Source organism: Micromonospora sp. CNZ299 (genome assembly GCF_002754415.1).
Window position 1 is genome coordinate 6,614,670 of sequence record NZ_PEFG01000001.1, and the last position, 15,622, is coordinate 6,630,291.

General features: G+C 71.9%; 13 protein-coding genes and 1 pseudogene. 9 read left to right on the plus strand and 5 right to left on the minus strand.

The window, feature by feature from the left end; translation table 11 throughout:
• Nucleotides 1–147 precede the first annotated feature (147 nt).
• From CLT68_RS29805 to CLT68_RS29820, 4 genes are all read left to right on the plus strand, one after another.
• A complete protein-coding gene (locus tag CLT68_RS29805) occupies nucleotides 148–903 on the plus strand; it encodes an ABC transporter ATP-binding protein (protein ID WP_099855969.1) in 756 nt (251 codons plus the stop codon).
• Nucleotides 900–1,655 carry an ABC transporter permease gene (locus CLT68_RS29810; protein WP_099855971.1) on the plus strand — a complete coding sequence of 252 codons (756 nt, stop codon included), beginning with the start codon at nucleotides 900–902 and terminating at the stop codon, nucleotides 1,653–1,655. The genes CLT68_RS29805 and CLT68_RS29810 overlap by 4 nt, the downstream gene beginning before the upstream one ends.
• Nucleotides 1,656–1,717: 62 nt before the next feature.
• Nucleotides 1,718–2,314 (plus strand): TetR/AcrR family transcriptional regulator, encoded by a 597-nt coding sequence (locus CLT68_RS29815; protein ID WP_099855972.1) that lies wholly within the window; start codon nucleotides 1,718–1,720, stop codon nucleotides 2,312–2,314.
• 103 nt (nucleotides 2,315–2,417) lie between these two features.
• Nucleotides 2,418–2,825, plus strand: coding sequence for a hypothetical protein (locus CLT68_RS29820; RefSeq protein ID WP_099855973.1), 408 nt, complete (start codon nucleotides 2,418–2,420; stop codon nucleotides 2,823–2,825).
• Between the two features lie 45 nt (nucleotides 2,826–2,870).
• On the opposite strand, the gene CLT68_RS29825 is transcribed toward CLT68_RS29820, so the two are convergent.
• The 3 genes from CLT68_RS29825 to CLT68_RS29835 form a co-directional block, all read right to left on the minus strand.
• Nucleotides 2,871–3,620 carry a DUF2470 domain-containing protein gene (locus CLT68_RS29825; protein WP_099855975.1) on the minus strand — a complete coding sequence of 250 codons (750 nt, stop codon included), beginning with the start codon at nucleotides 3,618–3,620 and terminating at the stop codon, nucleotides 2,871–2,873.
• Nucleotides 3,621–3,707: 87 nt separating this feature from the next.
• Entirely contained in the window at nucleotides 3,708–5,477 is a 1,770-nt protein-coding gene (locus CLT68_RS29830) for an ABC transporter ATP-binding protein (RefSeq protein WP_099855978.1), read from the minus strand.
• A 126-nt stretch (nucleotides 5,478–5,603) separates the two neighbouring features.
• Entirely contained in the window at nucleotides 5,604–7,487 is a 1,884-nt protein-coding gene (locus CLT68_RS29835) for an ABC transporter ATP-binding protein (protein ID WP_099855980.1), read from the minus strand.
• A 173-nt stretch (nucleotides 7,488–7,660) separates the two neighbouring features.
• Between CLT68_RS29835 and CLT68_RS29840 the strand changes: the two genes are divergently transcribed.
• From CLT68_RS29840 to CLT68_RS29850, 3 genes are all read left to right on the plus strand, one after another.
• The gene (locus tag CLT68_RS29840) at nucleotides 7,661–8,290 is read left to right on the plus strand and encodes a TIGR03085 family metal-binding protein (RefSeq protein ID WP_099857801.1); all 630 of its coding nucleotides are present in this window, start codon (nucleotides 7,661–7,663) and stop codon (nucleotides 8,288–8,290) included.
• Between the two features lie 127 nt (nucleotides 8,291–8,417).
• Nucleotides 8,418–9,368, plus strand: coding sequence for a terpene synthase family protein (locus tag CLT68_RS29845; protein WP_099855982.1), 951 nt, complete (start codon nucleotides 8,418–8,420; stop codon nucleotides 9,366–9,368).
• A 138-nt stretch (nucleotides 9,369–9,506) separates the two neighbouring features.
• A complete protein-coding gene (locus tag CLT68_RS29850) occupies nucleotides 9,507–11,333 on the plus strand; it encodes an AMP-dependent synthetase/ligase (protein WP_099855984.1) in 1,827 nt (608 codons plus the stop codon).
• Between the two features lie 45 nt (nucleotides 11,334–11,378).
• Here the strand turns inward: CLT68_RS29850 and CLT68_RS29855 are convergent, their stop codons facing one another.
• Both CLT68_RS29855 and yczR read right to left on the minus strand, forming a co-directional pair.
• Nucleotides 11,379–12,683 (minus strand): low temperature requirement protein A, encoded by a 1,305-nt coding sequence (locus CLT68_RS29855; protein WP_099855986.1) that lies wholly within the window; start codon nucleotides 12,681–12,683, stop codon nucleotides 11,379–11,381.
• Nucleotides 12,684–12,805: 122 nt separating this feature from the next.
• The gene (gene yczR / locus CLT68_RS29860; RefSeq protein ID WP_099855988.1) at nucleotides 12,806–14,257 is read right to left on the minus strand and encodes a MocR-like transcription factor YczR; all 1,452 of its coding nucleotides are present in this window, start codon (nucleotides 14,255–14,257) and stop codon (nucleotides 12,806–12,808) included.
• A 59-nt stretch (nucleotides 14,258–14,316) separates the two neighbouring features.
• Between yczR and yczE the strand changes: the two are divergent.
• Together yczE and CLT68_RS29870 are read left to right on the plus strand one after the other, a co-directional pair.
• Nucleotides 14,317–14,965: pseudogene (gene yczE / locus CLT68_RS29865) on the plus strand (membrane protein YczE); the annotation flags it as partial.
• A 193-nt stretch (nucleotides 14,966–15,158) separates the two neighbouring features.
• Nucleotides 15,159–15,620 carry a hypothetical protein gene (locus CLT68_RS29870; RefSeq protein WP_099855990.1) on the plus strand — a complete coding sequence of 154 codons (462 nt, stop codon included), beginning with the start codon at nucleotides 15,159–15,161 and terminating at the stop codon, nucleotides 15,618–15,620.
• The last annotated feature ends 2 nt before the right edge of the window (nucleotides 15,621–15,622 follow it).

Consider the following 15,622-nt stretch of genomic DNA (forward strand, 5'->3'; position numbering starts at 1 on the left):
ACTCGGTGTCCGGTCCGGAGCCTACTGCCCGTTCTCACGCTGTACGCGACGGCGGGCAGTCGGACACCGGCCTCGACCGTTGCGCCCGAATCGGTATTTCATCTAGCGTTGAGTTCAACAGATGATGAGTTTCTTTGGAGGTGCGCGATGGACGACGCGATAGCCGTCCGCGACCTGGTCGTCGACCGAGGCGGGCGGCGGGTGCTGGACGGCATCAGTTGCCGCGTCCCGCGCGGGGCGGTCACCGGCCTGCTCGGCCCCAGCGGCAGCGGCAAGACCACGTTCATGCGAGCGGTGGTCGGCGTGCAGGTGGTCGGCGGCGGGGAGATCACCGTCCTGGGCCAACCGGCGGGCACCCCGGCGCTGCGGCACCGGGTGGGCTACCTGACCCAGGCGCCGAGTGTCTACGCCGACCTGACCGTTCGGGAGAACGCCCGCTACTTCGCCGCCCTGTACGGACGAGGGCGGGTCGAGGCCGACCGCGCGGTCAGCGATGTCGGGCTGACCGACGCGGCGGGCCAACTGGTCGCCACCCTCTCCGGCGGTCAACGCAGCCGGGCCTCCCTGGCCTGTGCGCTGGTCGGCGAGCCGGAACTGGTCATCCTCGACGAGCCGACCGTCGGTCAGGACCCGGTGCTGCGGGCCGACCTCTGGGCCCGGTTCCACGCGATGGCCGCCGCCGGCACCACCCTGCTGGTGTCCAGTCACGTCATGGACGAGGCGGCCCGCTGCGACCGGCTCCTGCTGATCCGCCAGGGGCGGCTGATCGCCGACGACAGCCCCGCCGCCATCCGCACCGCCGCCGGTGTCGACGACCTCGACGAGGCGTTCCTGCGCCTGATCCGGGCCGGCGAGGCGGGCCCGACCACCACCGCCACGACAGCCGGACAGGAGCAGTCATGAACCCGCGGATCCTGGCGGCCACCACCGGCCGCATCCTGCGCCAGCTCCGGCACGACCGGCGGACCATCGCGCTGCTCGTGGTGGTGCCGGCCGCCCTGCTCACCCTGGTCTACTTCATGTACTCCGACCAGCCCACCCCGCCCGGGCAGCCGACGACGTTCGACCGGATCGCGCTGGTGATGCTGGGCATCTTCCCCTTCGTGATCATGTTCCTGGTGACCAGCATCGCCATGCTGCGCGAACGCACCTCCGGCACCCTGGAGCGGCTGCTCACCACACCGCTGGGCAAGCTCGACCTGCTCTTCGGGTACGGCATCGCGTTCGGGCTGGCCGCCGCCGTGCAGGCCGCTGTCGCCGCCGGTGTGGCGTACTGGATCTTCGGCCTGGAGACCGCCGGCAGCATCGGTCTGGTGATCGGGATCGCCGTCGTCGACGCCGTGCTCGGTGTCGCCCTCGGGCTGCTGTGCAGCGCCTTCGCGCGCACCGAGTTCCAGGCAGTACAGTTCCTGCCAGTCGTGGTGATCCCCCAACTGCTGCTCTGCGGGCTGTTCGTGGCCCGCGACCAGATGGCCGGCTGGCTCCAGGCGCTCAGTGACGCCTTCCCCCTGTCGTACGCCATCGAGGCGTTGCAGGAGGTCGGTGCCCACGCCGAGCCGACCGGCAGAATGTGGCGGGACGTGGCGGTGGTGCTCGGGGCGGTGGTGCTCGCGCTCGTGCTCGCGGCGGCCACCCTGCGTCGACGCAGCGGGTGAGGCTGCGGCAGCCGTGGGCGGACCGGCCCACGGCTGCCCAGGTGGACGAACGAAGGGTGGCGATGACGCGGCGGACCGGCCGGCGACCCGGCAACCCGGACACCCGGGAGGCGATCCTCGACGCGGCGCGCACGGCGTTCGCCGAGCGTGGCTTCGACTCCGCCTCGATCCGCGCCATCGCCGGCACGGCAGGCGTCGACCCGGCGTTGGTGCACCACTACTTCGGCAGCAAGGACCAGCTCTTCCTCACCGCGATGAACTTCCCGGTCGACCCTGGTGAGCTGGTGCCGAAGGTGGTCGCCGGCGACCCGGACGGGGCCGGCGAGCGACTGGTGCGCACCTTCCTCGGCGTCTGGGACTCACCGGCCGGCAGCGCCGCCCAGGCACTGCTGCGCTCCGCGGTGAGCAACGAGTGGACCGCTCGACTGCTGCGCGAGTTCGTCACCACCCAGGTCCTGCGGCGGGTGCTCGAACAGCTCGACGTCGATCCGGCCCAACTGCCGCTGCGCGGTTCCCTGGTGGCCACCCAGATGATCGGCCTGGCCATGATGCGGCACGTGGTGCGTCTGGAGCCGGTCGCCTCGGCGGACCCGGAAACCCTGGTCGCCGCGATCGGCCCGACGATCCAGCGCTACCTCACCGGCCCCCTGCCGACCTAGGGGCGGTCGCGGCGGGCCGGCTCTCGGGTTCGCAGGGTTGAACGGTGCGGAATCGGAGATGGTAGGGGAAGTTCGTCTCCGACAGAGCCCCAGGAACAGGATCATGAGCCAACCGACGAAACCCGTTCTGCAGGCCATCGGTCAGGCCTCCCTCGGCGCTGTCCTGCTGAGCACCGGCGTTGGTCACCTGACGACGAAGCGGCAGGAGTTCCGGGCACAGGTGCCGTCCTGGCTGCCGGTCGACGTCGACAAGGTCGTGGTCGTGTCCGGTCTCGCTGAGGTCGCGCTGGGATCGGCGTTGCTGGCGACGTGGCGCCAACCCGCCCGCCGGTTGCTCGGCCGGGCCGTCGCCGGCTTCTTCGTCGGGGTCTTCCCCGGCAACATCGCCCAGTTCGTCGAACGCCGGAACGGCTTCGGGCTGGACACCGACCGCAAGCGGGCGCTACGCCTGCTCGGTCAGCCGGCGCTGGTGGCGTGGGCGCTGGCCGCGACCCGCGATCGGTCCAGCTGACGGCGTGCAGCCAGGCAGGTGGTGCCAGCGGCGTGCCTGCCGGGCTCAGTACGGCGGATGGGCCTCGGCCGGGCGGCGCAGCGTCGGGAGCAGCCAGCCCAGTTCGTCGGCGTCGGCCAGCGGATCCGGGAAGGCCAGCCGGACCCGACGCCGCGCGCCCGGTCGACCGAGGGCGACCACCAGCCCGTAACGGTCGATGCGCACCACCCGGGGTGGCCCGTCCGGGGTCTGCTCGGTCAACCCGAGCTGCCGGCGCAGATACTCGGTGACCTGCGCGCCGTCGCGCTCCGCGAGGTCGGCCAGCAGACGCGCCTCGACCGGGTGCACCGGGTCCGGCTCGGCCTCGGCGTACTCCACCGGGTCGACCCGGTGCACGGCGCCGGCCCGCTCCCAGCGGACCTCGACCACCTCGAAGCGGAACAGTCGGAACCGGGTGCCCAGGTCGAGCAGGTCGCCGGTCGGCTCCACCGCGGCGAAGTCGACAGCCGCGTGGCGGGCCTCGTCGCCGTGCAGCTCGGCAGCCCACCCGGAGACCCAGGCGCGACCCAGACCGGGCGCACCGGCGGCGGGCGGCAGGTCGAGCACGTCGAGCACCACCGCCACGTCGCTGCCCCCGGCCACCGGTTGCAGCGCGGCGGCCAGGTGGCTGGCCACCGGCACCAGCAGCAGCACCCGCCCGTCCGGATCGGTCACGTGCCGGGCGTGGTGCGGGCCGGGCCGGTGGGCCAGGTGGACGAGACCGGGCAGGCGCCCGGCGACGAGGGTACGAACGATCTCGGCGGGGTTGGGCCGCATGGGCGCGACCTCCTTCGAAGGTTAGGCTTACCTAAGCCGGAGCCTAGAGCACCTGACCTTCGACGTCCACCACACCGGCGCATCGCGTCACCGGGTCTGCTCCAGCCAGGACGCGTAGAGCAGGCCGTAGACCGAGTCCGCGTCGCGGACCAGCTCGTCGTGCGGACCCCGCTGCACCACCCGACCCCGGTCCACCACGATCACCTCGTCGGCCGCCTGCGCCGTGGAGAGCCGGTGGGCGATCGCGAGGGTCGTCCGGCCCCTGGTGACCGCGTCCAGGGTGCGTTGCAACCGCACCTCGGTCGCCGGGTCCACCGCGCTGGTCGCCTCGTCCAGCACCAGCAGGTCCGGATCCGCCACGTACGCGCGGGCCAACGCGACCAACTGCCGCTCACCGACGCTGAGCGCCTCGCCGCGCTCGCCGACCGGAGTGTCCAGCCCCGCCGGCAGGCCATCCAACCAGTCCGACAGACCCAGCTCGGTGAAGGCGGCGCTCAACTGCTCGTCGGTCAGCTCCGGCCGAGCGAACCGGACGTTGTCCCCCACCGTCGCGTCGAAGAGGAACCCGTCCTGCGGCACCATCACCACCCTGGAGCGCAGCGAGTCGAACCGGACGTCCGCCAGCGGCACCCCGGACAGCAGCACCGCCCCCGCCGACGGGTCCATCAGACGGGTCAGCAGCTTCGCGAAGGTCGTCTTGCCACTGCCGGTCTCGCCGACCACCGCCACCCGGCTCTTCGCCGGAATCTCCAGGTCGATGTCGTGCAACACCGGCGGACCGCCCGGGTACGCGAAGCGCACCCCCGCGAACCGGATGTCCAACGGCCCGCTCGGCAGGTCCCGTCCCTGCTCCCCCGGGTCAGCCACGTCCGGGGCGACGTCCAGCACGTCCAGCACCCGACGCCAGCCCGCGATCGCGTTCTGTGCCTCGTTGAGCACCTCGGTGGCGATCTGCACCGGCTGGATGAAGAGCGTCACCAGGAACAGGAACGCGGTCAGCTGGCCGATCGACAGCGTGCCGTCCACGCCCAACGTCACCCCGAGCACCACCACGCCGGCCAGCGCCAGCCCCGCGGCCAACTCACCGACCGAGCTGCCCACGATGCTGATCCGGATCGCCCGCTGCTGCGCCAGCCGCTGCCCGTCGATGGCCTCGTCCAGCCGCCGCTCGGTGCGCCGCGCGATGCCGTACGCCCGGATCACCGGCGCGCCCACCACGCTCTCGCCGATCGCGCCGAGCAGCGTGCCGGTGCGCTGCCGCACCGTCGCGTACGCCGAACCCAGGCGCTGCTGCAACTGCCGGATGACGAACACGGCCGGCAGGAACGCGGCCAGCACCACCAGGGTCAACTGCCAGGAGTACGCCAGCATGACGGCGGTGGTGACCACCAGCTGACCGAGGTTGACCAGCAGGATCACCCCGCCCCACTGGAGGAACTGGGTGATCTGGTCGACGTCGCTGGTCACCCGCGAGACCAGCGAGCCGCGCCGCTCCGACTGCTGGTGCAACATCGACAGGTCGTGCACGTGCCGGAACGCCCGCGTCCGCACGTTGGCCAACGCCGTCTCGCTGACCGTGAACAGCCGGCGCATCATCAGATAACCGCAGACCGTCGTGATCACCAGGATCGCCGTGGTGATCGCCACCACCGTCCAGACCACGTCGAGGTTCAGACCACCGACGAGGCCGCGGTCGATGCCCTGCTGCACGGCGACCGGCACGGCCACCCGACCGACCATGTAGACCAACGCCAGGGCCAGCGTGCCGGCCAGACCGGTCCGCAGCTCCGGCGACAGCGCCAGACCCCGGCGCAGGGTCTGCCAGGTCGTCTCCTCCCGCTTGTCACCCGTCCCCATGGGAGTCGTCACCGGGCCCGCCTTTCGTTCGCGACTGCGGGGCTCCGCTTCGCTGCACTCCTCGCGCTCACCGGGCTGGCCTTTCGTTCGCGACTGCGGGGCTCCGCTTCGCTGCACTCCTCGCGCTCACCGGTCCACCTCGATTTCCAGGCCCGAGGGCAGCGGCGCGACATCGTCGCCGTACGAACTTTCCTGCGCGCGGTCGACCTCGGCCTGCTCGTAGGCGGTGACGAGGTCGACGTAGCCGGGCACGGTGGCCAGCAGCTCGGTGTGGGTGCCCCGGGCAATCACCCGCCCCTGCTCCACGTAGATGACCTCGTCGGCGAGCGCGATGGTGGCCCGCCGGTATGCCACCACCAGGATCGACGCGACCGGCACCCCCGGCTCGGCCGTCGACGACCGCAGCCCGGCCAGGATGGCCGCCTCGACGCGGGGGTCCACCGCGCTGGTCGCGTCGTCGAGCACCAGCAGGCGCGGCCGGCCGGCCAACGCGCGGGCCAGGGTGAGCCGCTGCCGCTGCCCGCCGGAGAGCGAGGTGCCCCGCTCACCGACCATGGTGTCCAGGCCATCGGGGAGCGCGGCGACGAACCCGTCCGCCTCGGCGAGCCGAAGCGCCGCCCAGACGGCCTCGTCGTCGATGCCCTGCCGGTCGAGGGCGATGTTGGCGCGAACCGTGTCGTCGAAGACGAACGGCACCTGCGCGACCAGCGCCACAGTGCCGGCCAGCGACGCGGCGGTCAGCTCGCGCACGTCCACCCCGTCCAGGCTGACGGTGCCGGAGTCCGGGTCGACGAGGCGCACCGCCAGCGAGGCGATGGTGGACTTACCGGCGCCGGTCGGCCCGACCAGGGCCACCGTCCGACCGGCCGGCACGGTGAAGCCGACCTCACCGAGGACCTGCGCCCCGGTCTGGTGCGCCTCGGCCGGTGGGTAGGAGAAGTGCACGTCACTGAAGGTGAGGGTGGCCGGGCCGGCGCCGGCCGCGTCGAGCACGCGCTGCCCGTACGGCATCTCGCCGGTGGCGTCGAGCACCCGGCGGACCCGGTCCCAGCCGGCGACGCTGCGCGGCAGCTCGGCCAGGACCCAACCGATGGCCCGCACCGGGAAGGCCAGCACGGTGAAGAGGAAGGCCACGCTGACCAGCTCGGTCACGCTGATCGCGCCCTGGCGCAGCCGGAACGCCCCGACCACCAGCACGGCCAGGGTGCCGAGACTGGGCAGCGTCTCCAGCAGCGGGTCGAAGATGCCGCGCAGCCGACCGACCGCGATCAACGAATCGCGCAGCTCACCGGCACGGCCCGCGAACCGGGCGGTCTCCTGGGCCTCGCGACCCATCGTCTTGACCACCAGAGCGCCGTCGAAGCTCTCGTGGGCGATGCCGCTGACCTCGGCGCGCAGCCGCTGCGCCCGAGCCTGCCGGGGCGCCATCCGGCGGGAGTAGACGACGTTGAGCGCGAACAGCGCGGGGAAGACCGCCAGGCCGACCAGGGCGAGCGCCCAGTCGGTGGCGAAGAGCGACACGATCGCGCCGACCAGCATCACCAGCGTGCCGACGGCGAAGGGCAGCGGCGCGATCGGGTACCAGGCCGCCTCCACGTCGGAGTTGGCGTTGGACAGCAGGGTGCCGGTGGAGTTGCGGTGGTGCCAGGACAGCGGCAGCTCCAGGTACCGGCGGGTGACCCGGCGGCGGTAGGAGGCCTGGAGGCGGTACTGCATGTAGCCGGCACCGAGCCGACGGCCGAAGATGCCCGCCACCCGCAGCACGCTGATCCCGAACAACGCGGTCGCCGCCAGCGCCAGGGTGCCCGCGCCCACCTCGCCGCGTTCGATGGCCGGAAGCGCCACCTCGCCGATGACCGACCCGACGACCCGCGCGCTGACAATGATCATCCCGCCGAAGAGCACGCTGCCCACGACCGCGACGGTGAAGATCCGTGGCTGCTCGCGGATCGCCTGCCGCAGGACCCCCAGCCCTCGGCTGAGCACGTCCCGACTTGTCCTGCTCGCCACACTCTCCCCCGCCGTAAGCCGCAATTATCTCCCTCATCCTTACCGGTCCAGGCCAGCACCGCCGACCCCGACGGGATATGTCGACCATCACGTACCGGACGGGGCGAACCGCGGACATCGAACCGGCGGACGGTAGCCGCGCGCCAACGGGCCACCGGGCCTACGATCAGGCCATGCCGCGGTACGCCCGAGCCGAGCGCGATGCGCTGGCCGATCTCTTCCTGGCCCTCGGGCCGGACGCCCCGACGATCAACGAGGGGTGGGCGACCCGTGACCTCGCCGCGCACCTGGTGCTGCGGGAACGCCGCCCGGACGCGGCCGGGGGCATCATGCTGCCGCCGCTGCGCGGCTACGCCGAGCGCGTCCGTCTCCGACTCGCCGCACAGCCCTACCCGGACCTGGTCGACCAGGTGCGCAACCCGCCGTTCTGGAGCCCGGTCAGCAACCGGGTGACCGACGAGCTGGCCAACATGATGGAGTTCTTCATCCATCACGAGGACGTGCGGCGGGCCGGCTCCGGGTGGCAGCCGCGGGACCTGCCGGTCGGCTTCCAGGCTGCGCTCTGGAAGCGTGCCTCCCCGATGGCCCGCTTGACACTTCGCCGCTTTCCGGCGGACCTCTACGTGCAGGCGCCCGGCCACGGCGAACTCTCCGTCGGCCGGGGCGGCGAGCCGCTCCGGGTGGTCGGCGCCCCGGCCGAGCTGGTCTTGTTCCTTTCCGGTCGGCAACGGGTGGCCCGGGTCCAACTGGACGGTCCTCCGGAGGCCATCCGACGCCTGCGGACCGCCAGCCTGGGAATGTGACGCTATGTCCGGAAACGGTCACAGGTCCACTGTGGAATGCCCCACACCCAGCGACGAAAGCTGATACCTCCTCACGTACGCTTTACCGCGTCACTCTTCGCCGAGCGGCAACGAGTGGGGACGGACTGTGCGAAGTTTCGCGATTTCGGCGCTGCGGGAGCCCCCGTTTCCCGTAGGCCGCCATGAGGCCACCGAACGGGTGGCGGACGAGAGCCTGGAGTGGGCGCAGACCTTCGGGCTGATCGATTCCAGCCAACGGGTTCGTCGGCTGCAGCGGGCCGACGCCGCCGGCCTGGCCGGCCGTGCCTGCCCGGCGGGCTCGGTGGACGGGTTGCGACTGCTCACCGACCTGATCAGCTGGCTCTTCGTGATGGACGACGCCTGCGACGAGGACGGCCTCGGCGCCGACCCGGTCCGGCTGGGACCGGCGATCAGCACCCTGCTCGACGTGCTGGACCGGTACGGCAACCCGGACGTCCCACCGCCCGCCGTCGGACCCCTGGGTGACGCCTTGCACGACCTGTGCCGCCGGACCCGGCTGCACGACGACCGTGCGGCGCTGCTGCTGCGGTTCGTCAGCCAGATGCGGGAGTACCTGCTGGCACTGCTCTGGGAGGCGACCAACCGGGAGCGTCGGCGCGTGCCGGAAATGGCGGAGTACCTCCAACTGCGCCGGCACATCGGCGGCGTGCACCCCTGCCTCACCCTGACCGACCTGGCATCGGCGCGGCCCCTCGGGGCGATCCAGCGCGCCAACCCGGCGCTGCTCGCACTGGATCTGCTGGCGGTGGACCTGGTCTGCTGGTGCAACGATCTCTTCTCCTACGGCAAGGAGAGCCAGGCTGATCCGGAGGCGCACAACCTGGTCACCGTGATCGCCCAGGGCGCCGCCGGGGACGAGGCGACCGCGCTGCGGGCCGTGGCGAACCGGTTCAACCAGAGCCTGGCGGCGTACCTGGAAGCGGAGGAGGCGCTGTTGTCCAGCGGGAACGACGAGATGACCCACGCGGCGGCCACCCGGCGCAACTGGGTCCGGGCCACCTACGACTGGTCAGTCGTGGCTGCCCGATACGCCTGATTCCGCCGGACCGGTTGGTGGGTTGGGCCGGCCGGACGATCACCAGGGCTAGCCGATGCACGGTGCAACGCAATACTCTTCGGTAACCATCATGACGTGACGACGGTCACGCCACCACCCCCGAAGGCGGCTCCAGCGATGGCTCTCGATATACCGTACCGTTCCATCCCGGACATGTTCCTCAAGCGCGTGGCGGCCACCCCCGACCGGAACGCGTTCGCCTCCCCCGCCCCCGACGACTCGGGGCCCGTCTGGCTGACCTGGGAGCAGGTCGGCCAGCGTGCCAAGGCGGTCGCCGCCGGCCTGCACGGCCTGGGCGTCGGCCAGGAGGACCCGGTCGCGATCCTCGCCAACACCCGACTGGACTGGGTGATCGCCGATCTCGGCATCATGTGCGCCGGCGGGGCGACCACCACCGTCTACCCGACCACCGAGCCGGCGGACGCGACCTTCATCATCGCCGACTCCGGCTCGAAGGTGCTCTTCGCGGAAAATCCGGCCCAGGCGGCGAAGATCGCTGGCGCCAACCTGCCCGCGCTGACCCACGTGGTGCTCCTCGACGGCGACACCGACCAGGCCGCGGCGATCCCCCAGTTGACCCTCGCCGAGCTGGAGGAGCGGGGCACCCGCACGCTGGCCGCCGAGCCGGATCTGATCGACATGCTGGTGGCCGGCATCGGCCCGGACCACCTGGCCACCCTGATCTACACCTCCGGCACCACCGGTCGACCCAAGGGCGTCGAGCTGCTGCACGGCGGCTGGTGCTGGGAGGCCGTGGCGCAGGCGGAGGTCGGGCTGCTGCGCGACGACGACCTGCAGTACCTGTGGCTGCCGCTGGCCCACTCGTTCGGCAAGACGCTGCTCTGCGGTGCCATCCACGTCGGCCTGCCCACCTATGTCGACGGGCGGGTGGAGAAGCTGGTCGACCTGCTGTCGGTGATCCGCCCGACGCTGATGTGCGGCGCTCCCCGGGTGTTCGAGAAGGTCTACAACCGGGCGGTGACCACCGCGCAGGACGGCGGCGGCGCGAAGGCGAAGATCTTCGCGTGGGCCGTCGGCGTCGGCAAGCAGAAGGTGACACTGGAGCAGGCCGGCAAGCCGGTGCCGGCCGGGCTGAAGCTGCGTTACGGCCTGGCCGAGAAGCTGGTGTTCAGCAAGCTCCAGGCCCGCCTCGGCGGCCGGATGCGGGTGCTGGTGTCCGGTGCGGCTCCGCTCAGCCCGGAGATCGCCACCTTCTTCGCCGCGGCGAACCTGCCGATCTCGGAGGGCTACGGCCTGACCGAGACCAGCGCCGGCAACTTCGTCAACCCGCCGTCCGGGCTCCAGATCGGCACTGTGGGCCGGGCGATGGGTGACCTGGAGTGCCGGATCGACACCGACGGGGAGATCCTGGTGCGTGGCCGGCCGGTGATGCGCGGCTACCACAACCTGCCGGAGGAGACCGCCGCCGCGTTCACCGAGGACGGCTTCTTCCGCACCGGTGACATCGGCACCCTGGACGAGCAGGGCTACCTGCGGATCACGGACCGCAAGAAGGACCTGGTCAAGACCTCGGGCGGCAAGTACATCGCGCCGTCGCACATCGAGGGGATGTTCAAGGCGATCTGCCCGTACACCTCGCAGGCGGTCGTCGTCGGTCAGGCCCGCAACTTCTGCACGATGCTGGTCACGCTGGACCCGGACGCGATCCGGGGCTGGGTCGCCGGTGGTCCGCTGGAGGGGCGCAGTTACACCGAGATCGTCGCCTCGCCGGAGGCCCAGACGATGGTCGAGGAGTACGTCGCCCAGCTCAACGCCAAGCTCAACCGCTGGGAGACGATCAAGAAGGTGGCCATCCTGCCGCGCGACCTGACGATCGAGGACGGCGAGATCACCCCGTCGTTGAAGATCAAGCGGCGTGGTGTGGAGAGCAACTTCGCGGCCCAGATCGACAAGATGTACGCGGGCACGCTCGCCGAGCTGTGAGCCGGCCGAGGGTCCCGTGTCGGCGAGAGAGCCGGCACGGGGCCCTCACAGGTGGTGGCCCCGCCACCTCGTGTGTTCCTCTTCCGCGGCGAGCTGCTCCTCGAACGCCTTCTGCCGGACCCCGGCCCGGCGCCGCGAGTCGACGACCGTCTGCGCGGCCACGGCCAGCGTCGTGGCCAGGGCCAACATGCCCAACGCGATCAGCTCGGGCAGCGACCCGGCAACCGGCACCAGCGCGACCAGCAGCAGGATCCCGCCGATCGTGGGCCAGCGGGGGGCGCCGAGCATCAGCCGGCCGAGCACGATGAGCGCGAGCAGGTAGAGCCCGACCCCACCGTAGAGCGCCAGCAGGTCGAAGCTCGGCAGCGGGATGCCCCAGCTCGGTGTGTTGGGGTCGGCGCCCTCGTGGATCAGCCCCTTGAGCCCGAGCGCGAACAGGATGATGCCGGCGATGACCGGCAGGTGCAGGTAGCTGTAGGCGTTCCGGGCCAGGATGGCACGGGCGTCCGGGTCGCGGGTGCGGTGCAGGGTCTGTTCCATGCCGAGCGCCAGGGTGTCGAAGTACGCCCACCACATCGCGGCGACCACCGCGACGCCGAGGAGCGCGGCGAACAGCACCGGCCAGGTCAGCGGCAGACCGGCGATCCCGCTGGGGCTGAGTCCGAGCGCGATGATGGTCTCGCCGAGGGCGACCAGGACGATCTGACCGTGCCGCTCCGCCCAGTGCCCGGCCGAGAGCACCGTCCACCCGCTGCCCCGCAGCGTGAGGCCGGCTCCGTACTCCACGCCGAGGGCCGCGAGCCAGCACAGCAGGCGGGCCACCGACTCGGCTGTTCCGTCGAAGAACCGCTGCGGCAGCAGCCCGGCGACCACGATGAGGGCCGTGGCCAGCAGCAGCGGCAGAACGAGCAGCCGCCAGCGTCGACGCACGTCGCGGTTTCGGCGGCCGATCCACAGGAAGATCACCGTCTCGCTCACACGCACCAGGAAGTAGCAGGTCGCGAAGACCAGCGGACCGAACAGCCCACCGGGCCGGTCGACGAACGCCTTCGGCAGACTCAGCGCCAGCACGAAGGCGGCGGCGATGGTGACGAAGCCGATCGCCGGGACGATGCCCTGGTCGGTGCGGATCAGGTTGCCCAGCACGGCGAACCCCGACCAGCACCACCAGAGCAGGGCCAGCAGCACCAGGCACTGCACCAGGCCCCGGGCGGTCGGATTGCCGGCGGTGGCCGTGGTGACGTGCAGGAACGCGAAGACGAAGACCAGGTCGTAGAAGAGTTCGAGCGGGGTCGCCCGTGAGCCCGGCGCGCTCCGGCGGACCCCGCGCATCCCCCCGCCCTCGCCCATCAGGAGATTGTGGCAGTCGAGGTAGGGCGAAAGGCATGTTCCCGGCATACCGTCGAGATCCCTGGTGCCGGCAGACAGGCGACGATCGTGGGTCGAGGGCCGGTGGTCGGGTCGCGGTTGGCTCAGGCGATGACGGCGGGCTCCCGCCATCGCTGCCGGCCGGTGCGGTCCAGGTCGTAACGCACCGCCGCGATCCGCCCCACGGCCTCCACCAGGTCCGCGGCCGGCAGGGTGAACGGCAGCCGCAGGAACCGCTCCATGGTGCCATCCAGGCCGAACCGGGGGCCGGGAGCCAGCCGTACGCCGACCTCCTCGGCGGCCCGGGCCAGCGCGCTGGAGACCGGGCCGTCCAACTCGGCCCACAGCGTCACGCCACCCCGGGGAACTGTGACCCGCCAGTCCGGCAACCGCTGCGCCAGCGCGCCGAGCAGAGCGTCACGCTGGACGGCCAACTGGACGCGGCGCTCGGCCACGATGGCGTCGGCGTCGGCGAGCAGGTGCACAGCGACCAGCTGGTCCAGCACCGGGCTGGCCATGTCCACCCCGACCCGGACGGCGGCCAGCCGCTGCACCTGCGGCGCGGAGGCGCGCACCCAGCCGATCCGCAGGCCGCCCCAGTAGGGCTTGCTCATCCCGCCGATGCTGATGACCCGGCTGTGCCGGTCGTAGACGCCGACCGGGGGTGGCAGCTCGGTGCCGTCCAGCGGAAGGTCCACGAAGGACTCGTCGATGACCAGATCGGTGCCGACCGCGTGGGCGGCGGCCACCACCCGTTCGCGCAGCGAGGCGGGCATCAGGTGCCCGGTCGGGTTCTGGAACTCCGGAATCAGGTAGGCCAGCTTGGGCCGGGTCTGCCGGAGGCTGCCCAGCAGCAGGTCCGGCTCCCACCCGTCGGCAGCCAGGCCATGGGTGGTGATCCGGGCCCGTCGCCCGGCCAGCGCGGCGAGCGCGTTGGGGTAGGTCGGTGACTCGACCAGCACACTGCCGCCAGGGGCCAGGGCGAGTCGCAACACCAGGTCCAGTGCGTGCTGGGTGCCGCTGGTGACCATGATCTGGTCGGCCGAGGTGGGCAGGCCCCGGGCGGCGTACGCGTCGGCCACCGCCTCGCGCAGCTCGATGATGCCGGTCGGGTGGTAGCCGGCCCCGCCCAGATAGCGGGGCAGGTCCTCGGTGGCGGCACGGGCGGCCGTCAGGAGCTGCGGTGGGGCCGCCAGCGCGGCGACACCGAGGTCGAGCATCTCCCGGTCGTCCAGGGGGGTCCACAGGCCGGTGCTGGCCACCCGGTGGTTGCCGGGCAGCATCGTCCAGCTGCCGGCGCCGCGGCGGCTTGCCAGGTGCCCGGTCTCGCGCAGTTGCCGGTACGCGGCGGTGACAGTGGTCCGGCTGATCCGCAACGCCTCGGCCAGCTCCCGTTCGGCGGGAAGGCGGACGCCCAGCGGCAGCCGGCCGTCGGCGAGCAGACCGCGCACCGTGCCGGCCAGCGCGGCGTAGTCGGGGCTGCGTCGGCGGCCCGGCAGGGCGTGCCACTGACCGAGCAGACGCGCCAATTGGACGCCGCGCACCTGACCCGTCATGGCCACTCCCCGGATATTGGCTTCTTCCTCGACGTGGATTGGCACCTAGGGTGGCATGCATGGCATTGCTTGGCAATCTGCGGCACCGGCCGGTTCGACGGTTGGTCCAGCTCTACCTCGGGCTTGTCCTCTACGGCGTCAGCATGGCCCTGATGGTCCGCTCCGACCTGGGCCTCGACCCGTGGGACGTGTTCCACCAGGGCCTCTCCGAGTTGACCGAGCTCTCGTTCGGCACCGTCACCATCGGCGTCGGCGCTCTGGTGCTGCTGCTCTGGATCCCGCTGCGACAGCGGCCGGGTCTCGGCACGATCAGCAACGTCGTGGTGATCGGTCTGGTCGTGGACGCCACACTGGCCCTGATGCCCGCCGGTGGCCCCCTCGGCGTCCGGATCGCGCTGCTCGTCACCGGGATCGTCGCCAACGGCGCCGCCACCGGCATGTATCTCGGTGCCCGGCTGGGCCCGGGCCCACGTGACGGGCTGATGACCGGTTTCGTCGCCCGCCGGCCGGGCTGGTCGGTCCGGCTGGTGCGCACCGTCATCGAGGTCACCGTCCTGGCTCTGGGCTGGCTGCTCGGCGGCACTGTCGGCCTGGGCACTGTCGCGTACGCGCTGGCCATCGGTCCGTTGGCCCAGCTCTTCATCCCGCCGTTCGCCGTACCCGAGGAAAGTGTGTCCGACGCCACCACGCGCGGTGCCACCGTCCCCGACGGTGCCGTGTCCGACGGCGCCGCCGCTCCCCCGGCGGAGGCCGACGTGCCGCGACCAGGCAGCACCGCCCCGGCCGCTACCACCGGCTGAGCCCTCACCGACCGTTCGCGAACCGGCACACGGTGGTGGTCCGGTGTGCCGGATGGAGGGTGGGTGTTCCCTTCCGCGACGCGCGCCGTCATCATCTCTGCATGGGGGAGAACGGTTGGCGCTGGACGGACGCCTGGATCTTCGTGTCGCTGGTCATCGCGAGCGGAGCCGGACGGCACCACCGGTCGGCCACTAGTCGACGGCCGGAGGGCGTCCGCCTGACCGACGTGCTCTCCACCGCCGACCACCTCAACCACGCGATCCCGCAAAGGCACGAGGTGGAGGCCGCGATCCAGCGGCTGGTCGGCGCCGGGCTGGTGAGCGTCGCCGACGGCTGGTTCCGGATCACCGCCGAGGGCGAGCAGCTCTGGCGCACCCGCCCTCGGGCGGGGGTGGCAACCATGGTGGACACCGTGCAGGGGGTGCTGACCCGCCGGCACGCACCCGGCAGCGCGGACTGGATCCTGGAAGAGGCCGACCACGCGGCGGCCGTCCAGGAATACGCGGTCCGTTCGATCCCCACGCCCCGGCGGTCACCGGAGGGGCACTCCGGCGTGCACTGACC

Bases quoted from the DNA above. Each gene is read 5' to 3' on its own strand.
- CLT68_RS29805 (WP_099855969.1), top strand. From the start codon at position 148: ATGGACGACGCGATAGCCGTCCGCGACCTGGTCGTCGACCGAGGCGGG.
- CLT68_RS29810 (WP_099855971.1), top strand. From the start codon at position 900: ATGAACCCGCGGATCCTGGCGGCCACCACCGGCCGCATCCTGCGCCAG.
- CLT68_RS29815 (WP_099855972.1), top strand. From the start codon at position 1,718: ATGACGCGGCGGACCGGCCGGCGACCCGGCAACCCGGACACCCGGGAG.
- CLT68_RS29820 (WP_099855973.1), top strand. From the start codon at position 2,418: ATGAGCCAACCGACGAAACCCGTTCTGCAGGCCATCGGTCAGGCCTCC.
- CLT68_RS29825 (WP_099855975.1), bottom strand. From the start codon at position 3,620: ATGCGGCCCAACCCCGCCGAGATCGTTCGTACCCTCGTCGCCGGGCGC.
- CLT68_RS29830 (WP_099855978.1), bottom strand. From the start codon at position 5,477: ATGGGGACGGGTGACAAGCGGGAGGAGACGACCTGGCAGACCCTGCGC.
- CLT68_RS29840 (WP_099857801.1), top strand. From the start codon at position 7,661: ATGCCGCGGTACGCCCGAGCCGAGCGCGATGCGCTGGCCGATCTCTTC.
- CLT68_RS29850 (WP_099855984.1), top strand. From the start codon at position 9,507: ATGGCTCTCGATATACCGTACCGTTCCATCCCGGACATGTTCCTCAAG.
- CLT68_RS29855 (WP_099855986.1), bottom strand. From the start codon at position 12,683: ATGGGCGAGGGCGGGGGGATGCGCGGGGTCCGCCGGAGCGCGCCGGGC.
- yczR (WP_099855988.1), bottom strand. From the start codon at position 14,257: ATGACGGGTCAGGTGCGCGGCGTCCAATTGGCGCGTCTGCTCGGTCAG.
- CLT68_RS29870 (WP_099855990.1), top strand. From the start codon at position 15,159: ATGGGGGAGAACGGTTGGCGCTGGACGGACGCCTGGATCTTCGTGTCG.